Raw genomic sequence first — 21065 nt, forward strand, 5'->3', positions numbered from 1 at the left:
CTGCTTAGATCGCGTCGGTATCGGTTTCGCCGGTACGGATACGGATCGCCTGCTCCAGATTCACCACGAAAATCTTGCCGTCACCGATCTTGCCGGTGTTGGCTGCCTTGGTGATGGCTTCGATTACCCGATCAAGGTCCTTGTCATCGATGGCGACATCGATCTTCACCTTGGGCAGGAAATCGACCACGTATTCAGCACCGCGATACAGCTCGGTATGGCCCTTCTGCCGACCGAAGCCTTTGACTTCGGTGACGGTGATGCCCTGCACGCCGATTTCCGACAGCGACTCGCGCACGTCGTCCAGCTTGAACGGCTTGATGATGGCTGTGACTAGCTTCATGAAACTCTCTCCCGATTTGGTGGACTTGCCCCAGGAAAACAAACCCGTCTCAAGTCTAAGCGCAGCGCTTGGCTTTGTAACGCGTCGTCGGCATCCGGCTCCGCGTGCGCACTGCCTGGTCACAAGGAACTGCATCAGTGCATGGCTCGCAGAGGTCTTTGCAGAAACCTTGCCAGTTCCGTCAAAGCACGGGAAAACAGTGAGTTATGTGAATCAGTCGGGATTGGCCAGTCGCCAGCATGCGTAACATGCACAATTTCGGTGCATCCCGACCTGGCGCATTGCTCGAAAAATGTGCAGTTTCAGAAGAGCGCTGCTTTCTGTAGGAGCGGCCTTGTGTCGCGATAGGGGTGCGAAGCGCCCCCACGATTTGTGCCTGGATACTGATATCGCTGGGGCCGCTGTGCGGCCCTTTCGCGACACAAGGCCGCTCCTACACAAGCCCGCGACCGGATCAGATGCGCATGTGTGCGTGCTACACTGCCGGCCATTTCCCAGTATCAGTGGACAGCCCCATGCTCGCGCCCAAAGCCCTTCTCGATGCCCTGAGCGACCAGGCCTCGCGCCTGTTCAGCAGCGATACCGCCCAGCCCCGCGCCGAACTGGAAAGTCAGTTCAAGGTGCTGATGCAAGGTGCCTTCAGCAAGCTGGACCTGGTCAGCCGCGAAGAATTCGACAGCCAGATGGTCGTCCTGGCGCGCACCCGCGCACGCCTCGAAGCCCTGGAAAAACAGGTAGCCGAACTGGAATCACGGCTGAATCCAGCCCCGCAGGATGAATGAATGCGCAAGGGCATGAAAATACAGGGTAACGCCCTAGCCTGAAAAACCACGACGCACACTTGTAGCTCCGGCCCGGGCCGCGCTGGCTATGCTTGCCAAGCCGCAGGAAGCGGCCCTTTTCAGCGACAACGGAGCGTCCATGTCCCTAGCCCTCGTCCACAGCCGCGCCCAGGTGGGCGTGCAGGCACCGGCGGTCAGCGTCGAAACCCACCTGGCCAACGGCTTGCCCCATCTCACTCTGGTCGGTCTGCCGGAAACCACGGTCAAAGAGAGCAAGGACCGGGTACGCAGCGCCATCGTCAACTCCGGTTTGAACTACCCGCAGCGGCGCATCACCCAGAACCTCGCCCCCGCCGACCTACCCAAGGATGGCGGGCGCTATGACCTAGCCATTGCCCTGGGTATCCTCGCCGCCGATGGCCAGGTACCAACGGCCACCCTTGCCGAGGTCGAATGCCTGGGCGAACTGGCGCTATCTGGCAAGTTGCGCCCGGTGCAGGGCGTGCTGCCCGCGGCACTGGCGGCACGCGAAGCAGGCCGGGCGCTGGTGGTGCCACGGGAAAACGCCGAGGAAGCCAGCCTGGCAGGCGGGCTGGTGGTGTATGCGGTGGGGCACCTGCTGGAGCTGGTCGCCCACCTGAACGGCCAGGTGCCGTTGCCGCCGTATGCGGCCAACGGCCTGATCCTGCAGCAACGCCCGTACCCGGACCTGAGCGAGGTGCAGGGCCAACTGGCTGCCAAGCGTGCACTGCTGCTAGCGGCGGCCGGGGCGCACAACCTGCTGTTCACCGGGCCTCCCGGTACCGGCAAGACCTTGCTCGCCAGCCGCCTGCCGGGGCTGCTGCCACCGCTGGACGAGCACGAGGCACTGGAAGTGGCGGCGATCCAGTCGGTCAGCGGCCATGCGCCTCTGAGCAGCTGGCCGCAGCGGCCTTTTCGCCATCCACACCACTCCGCCTCCGGCCCGGCGCTGGTCGGCGGCAGCAGCCGGCCGCAACCGGGCGAAATCACCCTCGCCCACCATGGCGTGCTGTTTCTGGACGAGCTGCCGGAATTCGAGCGGCGTGTGCTGGAAGTGTTGCGCGAGCCGCTGGAGTCGGGCGAGATCGTGATTGCCCGGGCCCGCGACAAGGTGCGTTTCCCCGCACGTTTCCAGCTGGTGGCGGCAATGAACCCCTGCCCTTGCGGCTACCTGGGCGACCCCACTGGCCGCTGCCGCTGCAGTACCGAGCAGATCGCGCGGTATCGCAACAAGCTGTCCGGGCCGTTGCTGGACCGTATCGACCTGCACCTGACCGTGGCCCGGGAGAGCACCACGCTGAACAACCAGCCCTGCGGCGAGACCAGTGCCGATGTGGCGGCCAAAGTAGCCGAGGCACGTGAACTGCAACAGCGGCGGCAAGGGTGTGCGAATGCGTTTCTCGATCTTGAGGGGTTGCGCCGCCATTGTGGGTTGGCTGCGGCGGACCAGGCCTGGCTGGAGGGCGCCTGTGAACGGCTGACCCTGTCGTTGCGCGCGGCACACCGGTTGCTGAAGGTGGCGCGGACGCTGGCGGATCTGGAAGGTAGCCAGGCAATTGGCCGGGCGCATCTGGCCGAGGCCCTGCAGTACCGGCCGGGGAGCAGTTAGATTGCCGGGGCTGCCTTGCAGCCCATCGCCGGCAAGCCAGCTCCCACCCCGACCGCATCGGCCTCAAGCCATGCGCAGTCCCTGTAGGAGCCTGGCTTGCCAGCGATGAGGCCAGTACAGGCAGTGCAAGACAGTTTCTCCCACACCGAATACATCGGCCCAAAGCCTAGTGCAGTACCTGTGGGAGCCTGGCTTCCAGCGATGAGGCCAGTACAGGCAGTACAAGACAGTTTCTCCCACACCGAATACATCGGCCCAAAGCCTAGTGCAGTACCTGTGGGAGCCTGGCTTGCCAGCGATGAGGCCAGTACAGGCAGTACAAGACAGTTTCTCCCACACCGAATACATCGGCCCAAAGCCTAGTGCAGTACCTGTGGGAGCCTGGCTTGCCAGCGATGAGGCCAGTACAGGCAGTACAAGACAGTTTCTCCCACACCGAATACATCGGCCCAAAGCCTAGTGCAGTACCTGTGGGAGCCTGGCTTGCCAGCGATGAGGCCAGTACAGGCAGTGCAAGACAGTTGCTCCAACACCGAATAAAGCGGCCCAAAGCCTGTGCAGTCCCTGTAGGAGCGGGCAAGCCCGCGAAGGGGCCGGGACAGGAATACCTCACTGGCTGCCCAGCAAAGCATCCTCAACCACCTTCAGCAGCACCTCTTCAGAAAATGGCTTGCCCAGGCAGACCAGCGCCCCAAGCGCCATCGCTGCCCGCACCGCCCCTTCATCCCAATGCGCCGACATGCAGATCACCGGCAAACGCCACTCCAGCCGGGCCAGTTCGCGCTGCACCGCCAGCCCGCTCATTCCAGGCATCCTCAGGTCGAGCAGCACACACCCCGCTTGCCGCGCCAGTGCCGAGGCCAGGAACAGGTCCCCTGCAGCAAAAGACAAGGTCTCGAAACCTGCCGAACGCAGCAGGTTGGCAAGGCTTTTGCGCACCGACGCATCGTCGTCGACGATGCACACCGCTCTGCTCATGCGCCGCCCAGGCCCTCAGGCTGCGCCCCGATGACGTTGTGCATGGCCACCAGCTCCAGCAGCGAGCGGGACTGCATCTTGTTCATGATGTTCTTCTTGTGCACCTTGGTCGTCACCTCGCTGGTGCCGATCTGCTTGGCGATCTGCTTGTGCGACAGGCCGCCAACCACCAGCGAGAACACCTGGCGCTCGCGCTGGGTCAGGCGCTGGTACTTTTCCTCGACCTGCCGCGCATGGTGCCACCTGCGCCCTTCGGCCACGGCACGCGTGCGCACCGCCTGCAGCAGTGTCAGCAGCTGGTCTTCGTCGAACGGTTTGGTCAGGAACTCCACGGCCCCGGCACGCATGGCCTGGACGGTCATCGGGATGGTGCCGAAGCCGGTCATGAACACGATCGGCCAGGGCAGCGCCAGCCGGCGCAGCGCGTCTTGTACCTCCAGGCCGCTGGTATCGGGCAGGTGCATGTCCAGCAACAGGCAGGCATAGGGGGTTTCCAGGCGGGCCTCGAACAACGCCTCGGCACTGGCGAACAAATGATGCGGAATGTCCTGCGAGCGCAGCAGGCGGCCCAACGCCGTACGCACCGACGGGTCGTCATCCACCACCAGCACCGGCACGTTCAAGTGCTCATCGAACAACTCGACAGTGTCGGCCACGGCGCACAGCGGCGATTTGCCCAACGCCTCGCCAGGCACCTCGAGGCTGACCTCGGCGGCCAGGCGATAGCCCCGGCGCGGCACGGTCTGGATCAGGCCACGGTCGCCAAAGGCCTTGCGCAGCAAGGACACCTGCACCTGCAGGTTGTTGTCCTCGACCACCGTGCCGGCCCACACCTGGCTGAACAGCTCGTCCTTGCCGACCACCCGGCCCTTGGCCTTGATCAGCGTCGCCAGCACCTCGAAGGCACGCCCGCCCAACAGGATCGGCTTGCCATCAACAAAGGCTTCGCGCCGCTCCAGCGACACCTGGGCATTACCTATTCGGATCATGGCTTCCTCGCGCGGGCATGGGCGTTTCCCAGCCCTGGGCAGCCTAGGCCAGCGTACGCCTTCAGACAATTATCCCGAGGGATAGGTTGGCCTGAGGACTATACAAAAGCCCGCCAGCCCCCAGGGGACGATAACGGACAACAGCGTGCCCGTTCCTGCCAAGCAGGCTGCAGGCCGCATCCGTGCTGGGCCCGCTGCGTATACTCGCGCGTCAGGATGTCGCTAGCAGGGGTGCCTTATGCTCGATGAACGCCTTGCCCACAGGCCCATCGATTACGACCAGTCCGTCGACGAGGGCTGGCTGAACCGGTGCGACATCAGCGCGCTGGGCCAGGAAGGTGAGCTCAGCTACTTCCGCCTGCGCGACCCTGCCACCCACCAGGCCTGGATCGCCGTGCGCGCCCCGCGCGAGGCCCCCGCCGCCTGCCAGCGCCTGGAACGTGACTACCGCCTGCAACTCGACCCGCAGTGGGCGGTGGTCCCCTCGGCGTTCGTGCGTTCGGCCGAAGGCCCGCTACTGGTGTACCCGGCCGGCCGCTCCATCGCCGACCTTATCGTAGAAGGCCCAGCAGCCCTAACGCCGTTTCTCGAGATTGCGGTAAACGCGGCCACTGCCTTGGCCCAGGCCCACGAACGCAATGTGCTGCACGGCGCGCTGCAGCCCGAACATGTGTGCCTGCACACCAACCAGCGAGTGCGGCTGAGCTGCTTTCGCGCCGACCCGGCGGAGCTGATAAGTGAACAGGGCACCGCGCTCGGCAACTGGGCGTACCTGGCGCCGGAACAGGTCTGCCCGCACGGCAGCAGCAGCGACCGACGCACCGACATCTATGCCCTTGGCGCGATCCTCTACCAGCTACTGCTGGGCGAATTGCCGCTAGCCGGACGCGACACCCAGCACTGGCGCCAGCTGCATGCCGGCGTGCAGCCACGAGCGGCCTGCGAAGTGGACAGCAATGTGCCGCAACCTCTCAGCCGGATCCTGGCCAAGGCCTTGGCCAAAGAGCCGGACGCCCGCTACCAGAGTGCCCGCGCCCTAGCGGTGGACCTGGCCCATTGCCAGCGGCAATGGGCAGCCAGCAAGTCCATGGAGGCCTTCGAACCAGGCTGTGCCGACCCGGTCACGCCCGACCGCGCACGCCTGTATGGCCGCTGCGCCGAGCAGAAGGCCATCGCCCTGCTGCTCAAGGCCCTGCGCCGTGACAGCAAGCCACAGGCCCTGTTCATCAATGGGGCTACCGGCATGGGCAAGTCGAGCCTGGTCGAGGCAGCACTCAAGGCCAACGCCCAGGGTTACTGGGCCACCGGCAAGTGCAACGGCGTTGCCCAGGCCGTGCCCTACGCGCCCTGGGTCGAAATTCTCGGCGCGCTGACCACCCAGTTGCTGGCCAAGAACAGCCAGGACCTCGATACCCTGCGCCGCGAGATCCTGCGCCGCATCAAAGGCCACGGCCGGCTGCTCGGCAAGCTGGCGCCAGACCTGCAACTGGTCCTCGGCCCCCTGCCCGAATTGCCGGCCAAGCCCACGCGCCTGGCGCTGCAGAAGGAGCTGCGGGCGATCGTAGAATTCCTGCAGGTGTTCAGCCGCCCCGGCCAGCCGCTGGTGCTGTTCTTCGATGACTTGCAGTGGGTCGACGACGCCAGCCAGCAACTGCTGGCGCAACTGCTGGCTCACGCGCCCGGCAACCTGTTGCTGATCTTCGCCCGGCGCAATGATGCGCCAGCCAGCAGTACACCCCTTGCCCTGCCTGCAGCGGTGCGCAGCACCACGCTGAACCTGCGGCCCCTGGCGGTGGGCGCGGTGACCGAGCTGATCGGCGAGCGCTACCACGTCGGCCCCGAGGACGCATTGCAGGTGGCCGAGCTGGTGCACGACAAGACGGCGGGCAACCCGTTCTTCATCAATCAGATTCTCCGGGCCCTGGTCGAGGACCAGCTGTTCACCTTCGACACCCAGGCCATGCGCTGGTCATGGTGCCTGAAGGCCGTGGCCCGCCACCGCTATTCCGACAATGTCGCCGACCTGATGATCCACCGCCTGGCGCGCCTGCCAGAGCCGCAGCGCGACCTGCTGCGGGTGGCCAGCGCGGCAGGCAGCCGCTGCGATGAACGCCTGCTTCACCTGGTTCTCGTCCAGGCGCCGGGCGAAGCGTTGAAAGCCTTGATTGGCGCGGGTTTCCTGCAATCTGGCCAGAACGGCCTGGGCTTCGCCCATGAGCGGGTGATGGAAGCCGCGTACGCTCTCACGCCCGCGCGCGAGCGTGCCCAGCTGCATGCACATATCGCCCTGGCCATGCGCCAGGCCTGGCCGGGGCGCCTGCACGAGGCACTGTTCGAGCTTGCCAACCAGCTGCAACGCGCCAACCCATGCGGGTTTGCAGCAGATGACTGCGAAGCGTTCCTGCAGCTTTTACGCGAAGCCGCAGCACGCGCACGCGACGGCGGCGCTTTCGAACAGACAGCTGGCTACCTGCACACGGCCGAGCAGTTGCTGCACCACGGCGCAACGCTGGAAAGCCGCGCCACGCATGGCTTTGCCATCGCCTGCATGGCCACCGAGTGCGACATGCAACTGTCGCGAATGATCGCGGCCGAGGCCCGCATCACAGAATGCCGCCAGCGCGCTCGCTCGGCGTTGGACCAGGCGCGGGTGTGCCGCCTGCAGGCGCTGCTGTACACCTTGCGCGGCGACTATCAGGCGGCCATCGACAGCGCCATATCCGGCCTGGACTTGCTGGGTATAAGCCCGGTGCGGGGTGTCGACTGGCAACAGGTCGAGGCCAGTCATGCCCATGTACAGGCCTTGGTCGAACAGAAAGGCCGCCACTGCCTGGAGTCGCTGCAGCGCACCGATTCTGAGGAAGTGACGGTTGCCATCAGCCTGCTGGCCACCCTGTCGTCATCGTTTTTTGTAAAGGACGACATCTGCTTCCTGCACCTGGCCAAGCTCATGGAGCTGTCGCTGCTGCACGGCGTCGCCCCGGGCAGCACCTACGGCATGGCCTGGTATGGGGTGATGATTGCCGAACGCTTCGGCGCCTACCATGATGGCCATGCTTGCTGCCTGGCTGCGCTCAAGCTGATAGAACGGCACGGTTTCGACGCTGACTTGACCAGCGCGCTGCTGGCCCTGGACCAGGTCAGCGCCTGGACCTCGCCAATGGAGTTCGCCCGCCGTACCGCGCTGGATGCGGTCGACTCAGGGCGCGTGAGCGGTGACCTGGCGATGAGCTGCTATGCCTGCAACCACCTGGTTTCCGATTCGCTGTTCATGGGCCGCTACCTGCCGGACGTGGTGGAGGAACTGGCGCAAGGCCTGGCCACCGTGCGTCACTACGGTTACCGCGACATCGAGCAGATCCTGCAGGCCCAGCAAGCGTTCGTCGCCAAATTGAGCGGCACGCCCTGCCCGGCCTCGGCCGCAGCCTCGAAATCGCCCACCACGCGGTTCTTCCAGTACCTGATGGCCGGCATGTGCGACTTCTACCTGGGCAATATCCCGCAGGCCATGCGCAACCTGGCACTGGCCGGCGACAACACCTGGGCGGTACCGGCGCACATCAACCTGGCCGACTATCACCTGTTCCGCGGCCTGGCCCTGGGCAGCCCCGAGGCCATTGGCAGCCTTGCCGACAAGCTGCGCGAGCTACACGCCCTGCGCGAGCGCTTCCGCCGCTGGGCCGGCTTCAACCCGGCCACCTTCCGCAACAAGCTGTTGCTGATCGAAGGCGTGATCGCCAAGCTCGAAGGCGACGGCCTGGCCGCCATCCGCTGCTTCGACCAGGCACAGATCGCCGCCACCGCCGCCGGTTTCATCCACGAGCAGGCGCTGGCCCACGAACAGCTGGCCGAGGTATGCATCCCCAGCGGCCTGATCTCTGGCGCCAACCTGCACCTGCGCATCGCCCGCGACTGTTTCCATATCTGGGGCGCGACCGGCAAGGTGCACCAGTTGGAGGCTTTGCACCCGTTCCTGCGCACCCAGCCGATCCAGGAAAGCCACCGCGCCACCCACTAGGCCAAGCTCGACCTGGAAGCCGGCATCGAGGCAGCACGGGCGCTGTCCGAGGAAGTGCTGCTCGAGGGCCTGATCGAAACCCTGATGGGCCAGCTGACCCAGCATTCCGGCGCCGACCACGGTGCGCTGCTGATCGTCAGCGGTGCCGAATTCCAGATGGCGGCCCTCGCCTACATCGACGACGCCGGGCTGCACGTGAGCATGGACGACTGCCAGAAGTTCATGACCCAGGCGCCGCTGTCGATCATCAACGCCACCATGCGCACCAAGAAGCCCCTGGTGCTCAACGATGCCCAGAGCGACTGCCCCGAGGCCTTCCGCCAGCAGTTGCAGGCACGCAAGGCCCGTTCGGTGCTGTGCCTGCCGCTGGTGATCCAGGGCGTGCTTATCGCCCTGGTGTACCTGGAAAACCGCCTGGTACCGAACCTGTTCGGCAGCCAGCGCCTGGCCATGCTGGAAATCCTCGCCTCGCAGGCGGCAGTGTCGCTGCAAACCGCCAAGTTCTACACACGCCTGGCCGAAGACAACCAGACCCGCGCCCAGATGGAGGCCGAGTTGCGCCGCTCCCGCGCGGAGTTGGCGCGCACGGCGCACCTGCAGGTGATGAACGAGCTGTCCGCGTCCATCGCCCATGAGATCAGCCAGCCGCTGCTGGGCATCGCCTCCAACGCCGCTGCCAGCCTGCGCTGGCTGAAGCGCGCCAAGCCCGACCTGGAAGAGGCGATTGCCGGCCTGGAAGACATCCGCAACGACAGCGAACGGGCCGCCAACATCGTGCGTGCGCTGCGCTCGCTGGCAAAGCAGTCGCCGATGCAGTTCAAGGTAGTGAAGCTGGACGAACTGATCCGCGAAGTGGTGCGCCTGACCTCGGCCGATGCCGCCAAGGGCACGGTGGACGTGCAGATGCGCTTGCAGGCGGGGGTGAGCGTGATGGCCGACCCGGTGCAGTTGCAGCAGTTGGTGTTCAACCTGATTACCAATGGCCTGGAGGCACTGGCGGGGTATCGCAGCGATGGGGTGCTGCGGATTGCGTCGGCGGTGGTCGGGGATGGGGTGGAAATCTGCGTGGACGACAACGGGCCGGGGATTGCAGCGGATGAGCGCGAGCGAGTGTTCGATGCGTTTCATACCACCAAGATCGGCGGCATGGGGATGGGCTTGGCGATCTGCAACTCGGTGGTGCAGGCCCATGGTGGGCAGTTGCAGGCGCTGGTGTCAGAGTTGGGGGGTGTCGGGTTCGCCTCACTCTGCCTGTGAATCATTCTTAGCCTGTTCCGGCCTCTTCGCGGGCACGCCCGCTCCCACAGGAACCGTGCAGCTCTCAAGCTGTGCGCTATCCCTGTGGGAGCGGGCGTGCCCGCGAAGGGGCCGGTACAGGTTTACATCAACGGGCGCTCAGGGCCGCATAGCTGTTCATCAGGTTGCGGTAGTTGGGAATGCGCTGCGACAGCAGGTTACCCAGCCCTTCGATGTCATTGCGCCAGTCGCGGTGCAGCTCACAGGCCACCGAGAACCAGTTCATCATCTGTGCACCCGCCTGGGTCATGCGCACCCAGGCCGCCTGCTGCACGGTTTCGTTGAAGGTGCCCGAAGCATCGGTCACCACGAACACTTCAAAACCTTCCGCCAGCGCCGACAAGGTCGGGAACGCCACGCACACATCGGTCACCACACCAGCGATGATCAGCTGCTTGCGGCCAGTGGCCTTGATCGCCTTGACGAAGTCTTCGTTGTCCCAGGCGTTGATCTGGCCAAGGCGGGCAATGTACGGCGCATCCGGGAACATCTCTTTCAGCTCGGGCACCAGCGGGCCGTTCGGGCCTTGCTCGAAGCTGGTGGTGAGGATGGTCGGCAGGCCGAAGAACTTGGCCAGGTCGCCCAGGGCCAGCACGTTGTTCTTGAACTCGTTGGGCGAGAAGTCCTGCACCAGCGAAATCAGGCCGGTCTGGTGGTCGACCAGCAGCACCACGGCGTCGTCTTTGTTCAGGCGCTTGTAATCGGGTTGGCTCATCGGGGTGACTCCTTGGGTTGGGAAAACGGGCCGGCACTGTCCACAAGGGGCTATACCGGCGGATAGGTTCGGCTTAAGGATGGGCCTGCGCCTGGCGCCAGGCCTTGGGCGGCTGGCCGACCAGGCGGCTGAAGGCACGGGTGAAATGGGCCTGGTCGCAGAAGCCGCATTCCAGGCTCACGTGGGTGATCGGCGCCTCGGTGGCGAGCAGGCGCTTGGCCTTTTCCATGCGTGCCAGCAGGCGCCAGGCCTGGGGCGAGAGACCGGTGTTGACCTTGAATGCACGGGAGAAGTGGCTGCGGGTGAGGTTGCATACCCCGGCGATTTCGATGATCGACAACGGGCTGTGCAACATCAGTTCCTTGGCCCGGCGCAACCGTGCTGGCGTCAGGGCGCCGGGGGGTTGCAGCGGTGCTTGGGGCGTCCCGGGGTGCATGGCGACTCTCCTGTTCAATGCAGAAAGTCTCGCCCCCGGCACATGACAAAGTCCTGAGCCAAACCTGAATTGTTGTTAATTGCGCGCTGCTGGCCCTGGCGGTTTTACCGATACCTTAAGATGCGCTTCGTATTCAGCTTCAGGCCGCCAGTGGCGGCCGGCATTCAAGGCAAAAGAGCCATGCAGGAAAAACCCGCCCACCGCACCGTGGCCATGGTGCTGTTCAATGATGTGCTGTTGCTGGACGTGACCGGGCCCATGGACGCGTTTGCCATTGCCAACCGCTTCCTTCCTGCCGAGCGGAAGTACCGGCTGCTGACCCTGGCCGAAGGGCAGGCAGCGGTGCGCGGCTCCTGCGGGTTGAAAGTGGTAGCCGACCTGCGTCTGGAGGACTTGCCGGAAGCCGTCGACCTGTTGCTGGTGCCAGGCGGCCCGGGGGCCTATGACATCGCCCTGCCAGGCATCGAGCGCTGGCTGCCCCAGGCCGTGCGCCAGGCCAAACGCTTTGGTGCCATCTGCACCGGGGTATTCCTGCTGGGCCGGGCCGGGCTGCTGGACGGCTATCGCTGCACCACCCACTGGAACTACGTGGAGCGCCTGGCACAGGCGTTCCCCGAGGCGAAGGTCGAGACCGAACAGATCTACGTGATCGACCGCTGCCTGATTACCTCGGGCGGCATCACCGCTGGCATCGACCTGGCACTGGCGGTGGTGGCCGAAGACCACGGCAAGGCGCTGGCCCTGGAAGTGGCCAAGGTGCTGCTGGTCGCCCGCCATCGCCAGGGCGGGCAGACACCCTACGGGCCACTGCTGGCGGCTGTACCGCGGGATGATTCGCCGATTGCCCGGGTGCAGGCGTATATCGTCGACCATATCGAGCAAGCCTTCACCGTGCAGAAGATGGCCGACCTGGTGGCCATGAGCGGGCGCAACTTCGCCCGCACCTTTCTGCGCGAGGTGGGCATCACGCCGCTGCAATACCTGCAGAACGCACGCATCGACCGCGCGCGCAAACTGCTGGAAGGCACCGACCTGCCGTTGAAGGTAGTGGCTGCGCAGTGCGGGTTTGGCAGTGACCGGCATTTGCGCAAGGTGTTCTGCGAGCGGATTGGCATGACGCCGGCGCAGTACCGGGCGCAGTTTGGTGGCGGTGAATAGCCAGATCTGCGCTGCCTTCTTCGCGGGCACGCCCGCTCCCACAGCGATAACACCGGCCTCAGGGGCAGTGTTGTGCCTGTGGGAGCGGGCATGCCCGCGAAGAGGCCACCACAGGTTGTCACCTGTACCGGGACAATGTTTCTCCCCGATAGCAGATTGTCTGACTCCATCTCAACCCCCAGAATTGTCCGCCAAACTGATCTAACGCTGCCCCGGCAGCTCATGGAGTACGAGCCAATGCCACACGAAGGCAGCCTTCTGCAAACTGCGGTGATCTTCCTGCTCGCCGCTGTCCTCGCCGTCCCCCTGGCCAAGCGCCTGCACCTGGGGGCCGTGCTCGGTTACCTGCTCGCCGGCGTGATCATTGGCCCGCAGGCACTGGGCCTGATCCGCGACACCGAAAGCGTGGCGCACATTTCCGAGCTGGGCGTGGTCCTGCTGCTGTTCATCATCGGCCTCGAACTGTCGCCCAAGCGCCTGTGGCTGATGCGCAAGTCCGTATTCGGCGTCGGTACCGCCCAGGTGCTGCTGACCGGTGCGCTGATCGGCGCCATCGCCCTGTTCGGCTTCAGCCAGACGCTACCGGCGGCCATCGTGCTCGGTCTGGGCCTGGCGCTGTCGTCCACCGCCCTTGGCCTGCAGAGCCTGGCCGAAAGCAAGCAGCTCAACGCCCCGCACGGCCGCCTGGCATTCGCCATCCTGCTGTTCCAGGACATCGCCGCCATCCCACTGATCGCATTGGTTCCGCTGCTGGCCGCCAGTGGCCCGGACACCAGCCACGGCGACAGCCTGGAGCATGGCCTGAAGGTGTTCGCCAGCATCGCCGTGGTCATCGTCGGTGGCCGCTACCTGCTGCGCCCGGTGTTCCGCACCGTGGCCCGCACCGGCCTGCCGGAAGTGTCCACCGCCACCGCGCTGCTGGTTGTGATCGGCACTGCCTGGCTGATGGAAGAAGCCGGCATTTCCATGGCCCTGGGTGCCTTCCTCGCCGGCCTGCTGCTGGCCGACTCGGAATACCGCCACGAGCTGGAATCGCAGATCGAACCGTTCAAGGGCCTGCTGCTGGGGCTGTTCTTCATCAGCGTCGGCATGGGCGCCAACCTGCGCCTGCTGCTGGAAATGCCTTTGGTGGTGCTGGGCCTGACCCTGCTGCTGGTGGCCGTGAAGCTGGTACTGCTGATCGGCGTCGGGCGCCTGGCCGGTGGCCTGAACAGCGCCAGCGCCCTGCGCCTGGGCATGGTGCTGGCTGCCGGTGGCGAATTTGCCTTCGTGGTGTTCAAGCTGGGCAAGGACCAAGGCTTGTTCGACACCCAGACCTACGACCTGCTGCTGATGACCATCACCCTGTCGATGGCCATTACCCCGCTGCTGATGATTGGCTGCGCCCACGCCCTCAAGCGCCCGCAACCGGCGCGTGAAGTGCCGGAGCATTACAAGCAGATCCAGGCTGACACGCCACGGGTGGTGATCGTCGGCATGGGCCGCATGGGCCAGATCGTCGCGCGCATCCTGCGGGCACAGAAGATTCCGTTCATTGCCCTGGAAACCTCGGTGGACACCATCGAGATGACCCGTATGTTCGAACAGGTACCCGTGTTCTACGGCGACCCGCTGCGCCCCGAGGTGCTGCATGCCGCCAAGGTGGGCGAGGCGGAATACTTCATCATCACCATCGATGACCCGGAAGCTGCCATTCACACGGCGGAAAGGGTGAAACGCCTGTACCCGCACCTGAAAGTGCTGGCCCGCGCGCGTAACCGCCAGCATGTGCACAAGTTGGCGGATGTCGGCGCCGAGCCGATTCGCGAGACGTTCTACTCCAGCCTGGAGATGACCCGCCGGGCATTGGTGGGTTTGGGGTTGAGCGAGGCGCAGGCAGCGGACCGGATTGCGCGCTTTACCCAGCATGACGAAGAGGTGCTGGTGGCCCAGGGACAGGTGCGTGATGACCGGGCCAAGGTGATGCAGACGGCCAAAGAGGCCCGGGCGGAGTTGGAGCGGTTGTTTGATTCGGATGCGGATTGAGGGTTGGCGCATCGATTCAGGAAGAGGGCTCAGGCCCTCTTTTGTATTTTTGGCGTGAGATTGTCTGGGTCCGCTGCGCGGCCCTTCGCGGGCACGCCCGCTCCCACAGGTACTGCACCGCTTGCCAGGCTTGCGCTATTCCTGTGGGAGCGGGCGTGCCCGCGAAGGGCCGCGCAGCGGACCCAGTGCACAAAAATATCAGCAGCATCCTACTTCGTTGCGAGCCATTTCCTACTCAGCCATACCATCTGACGAATTATCCTACGCACCGTGTCGAAGCCCGTCTGATTGTCCGGGGAAAGCCTGCTCTCTAGGCTTGCCGGGTCGCTGTCGGTTCAGCGATCGGGTGTGGAAACCCGGATCTGATGAAGGGCTGCCGTTATGGCAGTTGTGCGCGTGAGGCCTTTTGGCCTACCGGCTTGCCTTCTCACCGGTTTTCCACCCCGCGCACAACTGCCGCCTTCTGCGTGGAAACGGGTGGTTGCAGTTCAACCCGAGAGAAGGAATTGCCATGAAAAGAATCGTCCCCAATCCACCCCTCCCCAGCACCACACAACGCGCTTTCAGCCGCTGCGATGCCGGCCATCCACCTTTGTTCACAGTAAACCCAGGCGTCTCTGCCCACGACGCCCTGGTTCATGTCGCCCAGTACCTGCGCGGTGCCTACGACTGTGGCTACAAAGCCCTGGAACACCTGGATGAAACCGGCAAGAGCCTGTTCTGGAGCAACCTGAATGCGCTCGAAATGGCAGAAGGATTGGTTGAGGCATTGCTGGATGGGATTGAGTCGCAGCCTGTAAGTTGAAGTGCATTGCATTTGCACAGAGCAGGCTGCGGTAACCGGCCTGCTCCGCCTCAATATAGGAAACGCCCTACAAAACGGGTCAATCCCCGTCTGATTGTTCGAGGAAACCCTTCTCCCTAGGCTCACTTGGCCGCACTGATCGCAGCCAGGTATCGCATTGAGCCCCAACAACCCCACCGCGAAAGTCGCCGAGAAAAAAGGCCAGAACACTTGGCTGGACGAACAACTACCCGACCTCAGAACGCTCGCGCGTGAATGGCGTACACAGGCTATCGAAGAATTGGCTGCTGCCGATTCGCATGAAGCAGCAATCGAACTTGCTGCGCAGCATCTGGGTTTGAACAGTGAAGAAGCCAGCGTAGTAACCGTCATAACTCCAATGGGCGACATCCAGATTCAACGCAGTTGCATCCATCACATCGTCGAGAAGCGACAAGACGCCCGGGAACGCTATGTAAAAGTAGCTCTGGATACGCTGATCGGACCATTTGAGGTATGGCAGGTCGCCTACACCAATGACACCTACAGGCTGGCGTTCATTGGCGTGTACGAGACCAAGCGGCAGATGCTGGTGGTCGTGACACTCGATAACGGCAAAATGCTGTGGAATTTCATGCAGTGCGATGCAAAGGCACTGAATAAGCATCGCCACGGCAAACTGCTCTACAAGCGGTACGCTTATCTGCCGAGCAAAGAAAAGGGCCACTGTCACCAGTGGCCCTGTGCTCGTGCTTGATATTCATATACACACCCTCAAGCCGGGGTGTGGAGGTCTCACCCGACGCTGATGATTCAGCCATCGACGGGGTTCCTACACCAGCTATTGCCGCTGAATGGCAGCTGGTTTCGCGCTCAGGTGAAACGCTAACAACACTCCTGGACCAAGTCAACGATGGCCCCCTTGCGGAAGCCATCCATCAGATTACTTGGTGTTACTTACCCGCAGTCAGCGCGTTGTAGCTGGTAATCAGGTTGCGATAATCCGGAATGTGGTTGGAGCACAGCGCCGCCAGCCCTTCGATGTCGTTGCGCCAGTCGCGGTGCAGCTCACAGGCCACGCCGAACCAGGTCATCATTTGCGCGCCGGCGCGGCTCATGCGGTCATGGGCAGCATCGCGGGTCATTTCGTTGAAGGTGCCAGAAGCATCGGTCACCACGAACACTTCGAACTCTTCTTCCAGGGCCGACAGCGCCGGGAACGCTACACAGACCTCAGTCACCACGCCAGCAATGATCAGCTGTTTCTTGCCAGTGGCCTTCACCGCCTTGACGAAGTCTTCATTGTCCCAGGCGTTGATCTGGCCTGGGCGGGCGATGTACGGGGCGTCCGGGAACAGGGCTTTCAGCTCTGGTACCAGCGGGCCGTTGGGGCCTTGCTCGAAGCTGGTGGTGAGGATGGTCGGCAGGTTGAAGAACTTGGCCAGGTCGGCCAGGGCCAGTACGTTGTTCTTGAACTTGTCCGGCTCGATGTCATGGACCAGGGACAGCAGGCCAGCCTGGTGGTCGACCAGCAGGACAGCGGCGTCGTCTTTGTTCAGGCGGTTGTAGGTGAATTTGCTCATGGTCCGTGCTCCTAAGGGTTATGAATTTTTCAGCATTCGGGGGTGTTTCGCGTTGATGGGCACAGATTAAAATCACCACCTTTGTGGCGGTAGATAGCAGAATTTGGCTTTAGCGTTCCGTTTTATGAACGATAGATTGGCGCTGGATTTACTGGCCTCTTCGCGGGCACGCCCGCTCCCACAGCTACTGCACTGGCTTTGAATCTTGTGCGATCCCTGTGGGAGCGGGCGTGCCCGCGAAGAGGCCAGTACAGGCAGCCAACAATCCGGAGACCGATCATTGGAAGACCTCAACTCCCTCTACTACTTCACCCAGGTAGTCGAGCACGGCGGCTTCGCCCCGGCTGGCCGGGCGCTGGACATGCCCAAGTCGAAGCTAAGCCGGCGCATCGCCGATCTCGAGGACCGCCTGGGCGTGCGTCTGCTGCACCGCACCAGCCGCCATTGTTCGCTCACCGAGATCGGCCAGGCCTACTACAACCGCTGCCTGGCCATGCGCGTGGAGGCCGAGGGCGCGGCGGAGATCATCGAGCGCAACCGCAGCGAACCGCGCGGTCTGGTGCGTATCAGTTGCCCGACCACCCTGCTCAATTCCTGGGTCGGGCCGATGCTGACCCGCTACATGCTCAAGTACCCGCAGGTGGAGCTGTTCATCGAGAGCACCAACCGCCGCGTCGACCTGCTGCACGAGGGTTTTGACATCGCCCTGCGGGTGCGCTTTCCGCCGCTGGAAAACACCGACATGGTGATGAAGGTACTGAGCAACAGTACCCAGTGCCTGGTCGGCCAGCCGCAGTACCTGGAGCAGTTGCCCAAGGGCTTCGACCCGCAGCTGCTCGGCACGCTGCCGAGCCTGCATTGGGGCAGCGCCCAGCGTGAGTACCAATGGGAGCTGTTCCAGGGTGAGGACAGCAGCCACAGCATCGTCATCCCGCACACACCGCGCATGGTGACGGACGACCTGTTCGCCCTGCGCCATTTCGTGGTGGCCGGGGTGGGTATTGCGCACCTGCCGCGGGTGGCGGTGCGTGAAGACCTGGCGGCGGGGCGGCTGGTGGAGTTGTTGCCGGAATGGCACCCGCGTTGCGGCATCGTGCATGCGATCTTCCCGTCGCGGCGGGGGTTGCTGCCGTCGGTGCGGGCGCTGATCGATCATCTGGCCGAGGAGTTTGCGATCAGCGACATGGCTTGAGTTCTGGGTTGGCTGTACCGGCCTCTTCGCGGGCTCGCCCGCTCCCACAGGTATTGCACAGGGTTCAGAGCCTGCGGTGAACCTGTGGGAGCGGGCGAGCCCGCGAAGAGGCCGGCACAGGCAAGACCAGCCAGAGCACACACATACAAGACCCCTGGCCTATCCTTCATCCACATTCCCGGATCATCCCTCCCGGAGCCCTCATGATCCGCGCCACTCACGGACCAGGCCGCGCCCTGCTCGCCACCCTCGCCCTGTGCCCGGCGCTCAGCCAGGCCGAAGAGCCCGGTTGGTCGCTGCTCAGCCGCAACTACTTCTTGCACAGCGACTTCCGCTCGCCCTCCGGCAGTGGCCAGAACTACCGCCAGGAATGGGCCCAGGGCTTCATTGGCGAAATCCGCTCCGGCTTCACCGAGGGCACGCTCGGCGTCGGCATCGATGCCCATGGTTTTCTCGGCCTCAAGCTGGACGGCGGCCGCGGCCATGCCGGCACTGGCCTGCTGCCGCGCGACAGCGATGGCCGCGCCGAGTCCGACTACTCCAGCGCCGGCGCCGCACTCAAGCTGCGCCTGGGCAACACCCAACTGCGCTACGGCGAAATGACCGTGGAAACCCCGGTATTCGACACCAGCGACAAACGCCTGCACCCGGAGTACGCCACCGGCTGGTTCCTGGACAACACCGATCTGCCCGACTGGCGCCTGCAGGCCGGGCACTTCACCGCTTTCAACAACCAGGACAACAGCTCCAGCCATGATGACTTCAGCGGCTACGGCGCTACCACCGACAACCGTGCAATCAGCCTGGCCGGTGCCACGTTCGCACCCGACGGGCCATTCGGCGGCGCACTGTACGCAGGCCAGCTGGAGGACACCTGGCGCCAGGCCTACCTCAACCTGAACCTGGCCGAGGGCAACTGGCGCCTGGACGGCAACCTGTACAAGACCCGCGACACCGGCAATGCCAGTGCCGGGGCAATCGACACCCTCGCCTACAGCCTGCTGGCCAGGCACAGCTTCGGCGCCCAGGCGCTGAGCCTGGCCTACCAGAAGGTCGAGGGCGATACCCCGTTCGACTTCGTCGGCGGCGACTCCATCTACCTGGCCAACTCGATCAAGTACGCCGACTTCAACGGCCCCGGCGAGCGCTCGTGGCAACTGCGCTACGACCTCGACTTCGCCACCCTCGGCGCCCCCGGCCTGAGCCTGATGGGCCGCTACGTCAGCGGCCGTGGCATCGACGGCAGCCATGCCCCGGCAGGCGGCGCCTATGTGGGCCAGTACGGCGACGGCGGCAAGCACTGGGAGCGCGACATCGACCTGAAATACGTGGTGCAGTCGGGCGCCGCCAAGGACCTGAGCCTGTCGTTTTCCCACGTCAGCCACCGCGCCAACCAGGCCCAGGCCGGCGATGACATCGACCGGATCTACCTGATCATCGAATACCCACTCAAAGGCAGCTTCTGACATGAGCACGACCCCTTCAGGCGCCTGGAGCCCATTGCGCAACGCCACCTTCCGCATGCTGTGGATCGCCACCATCGCTTCCAACATCGGCACCTGGATGCACGAGGTGGGCGCCGGCTGGCTGATGACCACGCTGTCGGCCAGCCCGTTGCATGTGGCCCTGATCCAGGTAGCCGGCTCGCTACCGATGTTCTTCCTCGCCCTGCCGGCCGGCGCGGCGGCGGATATTGTCGACAAGCGCCGCTACCTGTTGCTGGTGCAACTGTGGATGTCTTCGGTGGCCGTGGTGCTGGCGGCCCTGACCCTGCTCGGGCTGATGAACGTCACCCTGCTGCTGGTGCTTACCCTGGCGCTGGGCATCGGCACGGCACTGATGATGCCGGCCTGGAGTGCGCTGACACCGGAGCTGGTGGGCAAGGACGACCTGGCCAACGCGGTGGCGCTTTCCAGTGTCGGTATCAATGTGTCGCGCGCCATCGGCCCGGCTTTGGCGGGCGTGGTGGTGAGCATGGTCGGCCCGTGGCTGACCTTCGCCCTGAATGCCATCTCGTTCGCCGGGGTGATTTTGGTGCTGTTCCTGTGGAAGCGCGAGGTGAAGGAGCCGCTGCTGCCGGCCGAGCGCTTCGTCGGCGCCATGCGCACCGGGCTGCGTTTCGCGCGCAGCGCCAAACCCTTGCAGGCGGTGATATTGCGCGCCTTGGCATTCTTTTTCTGCGCCAGCGCCGGCACCTCGCTGCTGCCGTTGATCGTGCGTGGCGAGATGCAGGGCACCGCCGCCGATTTCGGCCTGCTGCTGGCGGCCATCGGCATCGGCGCGGTGGCCGGCGCCACCTTGCTGCCACGCCTGCGCGAACGCATCAGCCGCGACCGCCTGGTGCTGCTGGCCAGCCTGCTGTATGCCCTGTTCCTGCTGGCCCTGGCGCTGGTGCGCAACTTCTATGTGCTGCTGCCGGCAATGCTGCTCAGCGGCGCGGCGTGGATTGCCGTGCTGTCCAACCTGCAGGTGGCGGCGCAGACCTCGGTGCCGGCCTGGGTACGGGCGCGGGCGCTGTCGGTGTACATCCTGATCTTCTTTGGTGCCATGGCCGGTGGCGGGTTGCTGTGGGGCACGCTGGCCAGCCATGCAACCATCACCTTGAGCCTGCTGCTGGCCGCAGGAGGCCTGGCACTGGGCACGCTGCTGACTTGCAAGGTGACGCTGCCGGAAACCGCAGCCGAGGAGCTGACGCCGTCACTGCATTGGCCGGTGCCGCTGCTGAGCGACGACATGGACAAGGAAAGCGGGCCGGTGATGGTCACCGTGGAATACCACATCGACCCGGCCAAGGCCGAGGCGTTCCAGCAGGCAGCGCGGGAGCTGGAGGCGATGCGCAAGCGCAATGGCGCGTTGTCGTGGGGGTTGATGCGCGACAGTGCGGACCCGGCGTTGTGGCTGGAGTTCTTCTTCGAGGAATCGTGGCTGGAGCATTTGCGGCATCACCACCGGGTAACCCGGGGTGAGCTGAAGATCGAGGCCAGGGTGCGGATGCTGCAGACCGATGGGGTGGAAGTGAAGATTCGGCATCTGTTGGCTGGAGCTGAGCACAAGGCTCACCATTGATGCTGGCCTTTCCGGCCTCTTCGCGGGCTCGCCCGCTCCCACAGGGATCGCACAGAGCCTGAGGGCTGTG

15 protein-coding genes and 1 pseudogene are annotated in these 21065 nt (G+C 64.4%); 10 read left to right on the forward strand and 6 right to left on the reverse strand.

Annotated features, from left to right (window positions below; translation table 11 throughout):
- Nucleotides 1–4: 4 nt before the first annotated feature.
- Nucleotides 5–343 carry a P-II family nitrogen regulator gene (gene glnK, locus CAG44_RS01850; protein ID WP_002555808.1) on the reverse strand — a complete coding sequence of 113 codons (339 nt, stop codon included), beginning with the start codon at nucleotides 341–343 and terminating at the stop codon, nucleotides 5–7.
- 515 nt (nucleotides 344–858) lie between these two features.
- Between glnK and CAG44_RS01855 the strand changes: the two genes are divergently transcribed.
- Both CAG44_RS01855 and CAG44_RS01860 read left to right on the forward strand, forming a co-directional pair.
- Nucleotides 859–1125: an accessory factor UbiK family protein gene (locus CAG44_RS01855; protein ID WP_085691488.1), complete on the forward strand. Its 267-nt coding sequence runs from the start codon at nucleotides 859–861 to the stop codon at nucleotides 1123–1125.
- Nucleotides 1126–1264: 139 nt separating this feature from the next.
- Complete coding sequence (locus CAG44_RS01860) at nucleotides 1265–2755, forward strand: YifB family Mg chelatase-like AAA ATPase (RefSeq protein WP_085615912.1); 1491 nt, start codon at nucleotides 1265–1267, stop codon at nucleotides 2753–2755.
- Between the two features lie 609 nt (nucleotides 2756–3364).
- Here CAG44_RS01860 and CAG44_RS01865 read toward each other — a convergent pair.
- Together CAG44_RS01865 and CAG44_RS01870 are read right to left on the reverse strand one after the other, a co-directional pair.
- Complete coding sequence (locus CAG44_RS01865; RefSeq protein ID WP_075046733.1) at nucleotides 3365–3733, reverse strand: response regulator transcription factor; 369 nt, start codon at nucleotides 3731–3733, stop codon at nucleotides 3365–3367.
- The gene (locus tag CAG44_RS01870) at nucleotides 3730–4722 is read right to left on the reverse strand and encodes a response regulator (protein WP_085691489.1); all 993 of its coding nucleotides are present in this window, start codon (nucleotides 4720–4722) and stop codon (nucleotides 3730–3732) included. Before CAG44_RS01870 ends, CAG44_RS01865 begins: the two co-directional genes overlap by 4 nt.
- A 238-nt stretch (nucleotides 4723–4960) precedes the next feature.
- On the opposite strand from CAG44_RS01870, the pseudogene CAG44_RS01875 reads away from it, so the two are divergent.
- Nucleotides 4961–10008, forward strand: a pseudogene (locus CAG44_RS01875) (AAA family ATPase).
- Between the two features lie 116 nt (nucleotides 10009–10124).
- On the opposite strand, the gene ycaC (CAG44_RS01880) reads toward CAG44_RS01875, so the two are convergent.
- The gene (gene ycaC, locus CAG44_RS01880; RefSeq protein WP_085691490.1) at nucleotides 10125–10751 is read right to left on the reverse strand and encodes an isochorismate family cysteine hydrolase YcaC; all 627 of its coding nucleotides are present in this window, start codon (nucleotides 10749–10751) and stop codon (nucleotides 10125–10127) included.
- A 73-nt stretch (nucleotides 10752–10824) separates the two neighbouring features.
- A complete protein-coding gene (locus tag CAG44_RS01885; protein WP_084785302.1) occupies nucleotides 10825–11187 on the reverse strand; it encodes a helix-turn-helix domain-containing protein in 363 nt (120 codons plus the stop codon).
- A 180-nt stretch (nucleotides 11188–11367) separates the two neighbouring features.
- Here CAG44_RS01885 and CAG44_RS01890 point away from each other — a divergent pair, with 180 nt between their 5' ends.
- The 4 genes from CAG44_RS01890 to CAG44_RS28815 all read left to right on the forward strand — a co-directional run bounded on the left by CAG44_RS01890 (nucleotide 11368) and on the right by CAG44_RS28815 (nucleotide 15911).
- Complete coding sequence (locus CAG44_RS01890) at nucleotides 11368–12345, forward strand: GlxA family transcriptional regulator (protein WP_085691491.1); 978 nt, start codon at nucleotides 11368–11370, stop codon at nucleotides 12343–12345.
- Between the two features lie 237 nt (nucleotides 12346–12582).
- Entirely contained in the window at nucleotides 12583–14370 is a 1788-nt protein-coding gene (locus CAG44_RS01895; protein WP_025341083.1) for a monovalent cation:proton antiporter-2 (CPA2) family protein, read from the forward strand.
- Between the two features lie 511 nt (nucleotides 14371–14881).
- The gene (locus CAG44_RS01905; protein WP_085588769.1) at nucleotides 14882–15175 is read left to right on the forward strand and encodes a hypothetical protein; all 294 of its coding nucleotides are present in this window, start codon (nucleotides 14882–14884) and stop codon (nucleotides 15173–15175) included.
- A gap of 157 nt (nucleotides 15176–15332) precedes the next feature.
- Entirely contained in the window at nucleotides 15333–15911 is a 579-nt protein-coding gene (locus CAG44_RS28815) for a PBECR2 nuclease fold domain-containing protein (protein WP_158091093.1), read from the forward strand.
- Between the two features lie 196 nt (nucleotides 15912–16107).
- On the opposite strand, the gene ycaC (CAG44_RS01915) is transcribed toward CAG44_RS28815, so the two are convergent.
- Nucleotides 16108–16737, reverse strand: a complete 630-nt coding sequence (ycaC, locus tag CAG44_RS01915; protein ID WP_085691493.1) for an isochorismate family cysteine hydrolase YcaC — start codon at nucleotides 16735–16737, stop codon at nucleotides 16108–16110.
- 280 nt (nucleotides 16738–17017) lie between these two features.
- Here ycaC (CAG44_RS01915) and CAG44_RS01920 point away from each other — a divergent pair, with 280 nt between their 5' ends.
- From CAG44_RS01920 to CAG44_RS01935, 3 genes are all read left to right on the forward strand, one after another.
- Complete coding sequence (locus tag CAG44_RS01920; RefSeq protein ID WP_025341085.1) at nucleotides 17018–17929, forward strand: LysR substrate-binding domain-containing protein; 912 nt, start codon at nucleotides 17018–17020, stop codon at nucleotides 17927–17929.
- A 203-nt stretch (nucleotides 17930–18132) separates the two neighbouring features.
- Nucleotides 18133–19395, forward strand: a complete 1263-nt coding sequence (locus CAG44_RS01930) for an OprD family porin (RefSeq protein WP_085691494.1) — start codon at nucleotides 18133–18135, stop codon at nucleotides 19393–19395.
- Between the two features lies 1 nt (nucleotide 19396).
- Nucleotides 19397–20995, forward strand: coding sequence for an MFS transporter (locus CAG44_RS01935; RefSeq protein WP_085691495.1), 1599 nt, complete (start codon nucleotides 19397–19399; stop codon nucleotides 20993–20995).
- Nucleotides 20996–21065 lie beyond the last annotated feature (70 nt).

The organism is Pseudomonas sp. B13(2017) (assembly GCF_002113245.1).
Taxonomy (GTDB): domain Bacteria; phylum Pseudomonadota; class Gammaproteobacteria; order Pseudomonadales; family Pseudomonadaceae; genus Aquipseudomonas; species Aquipseudomonas putida_Z.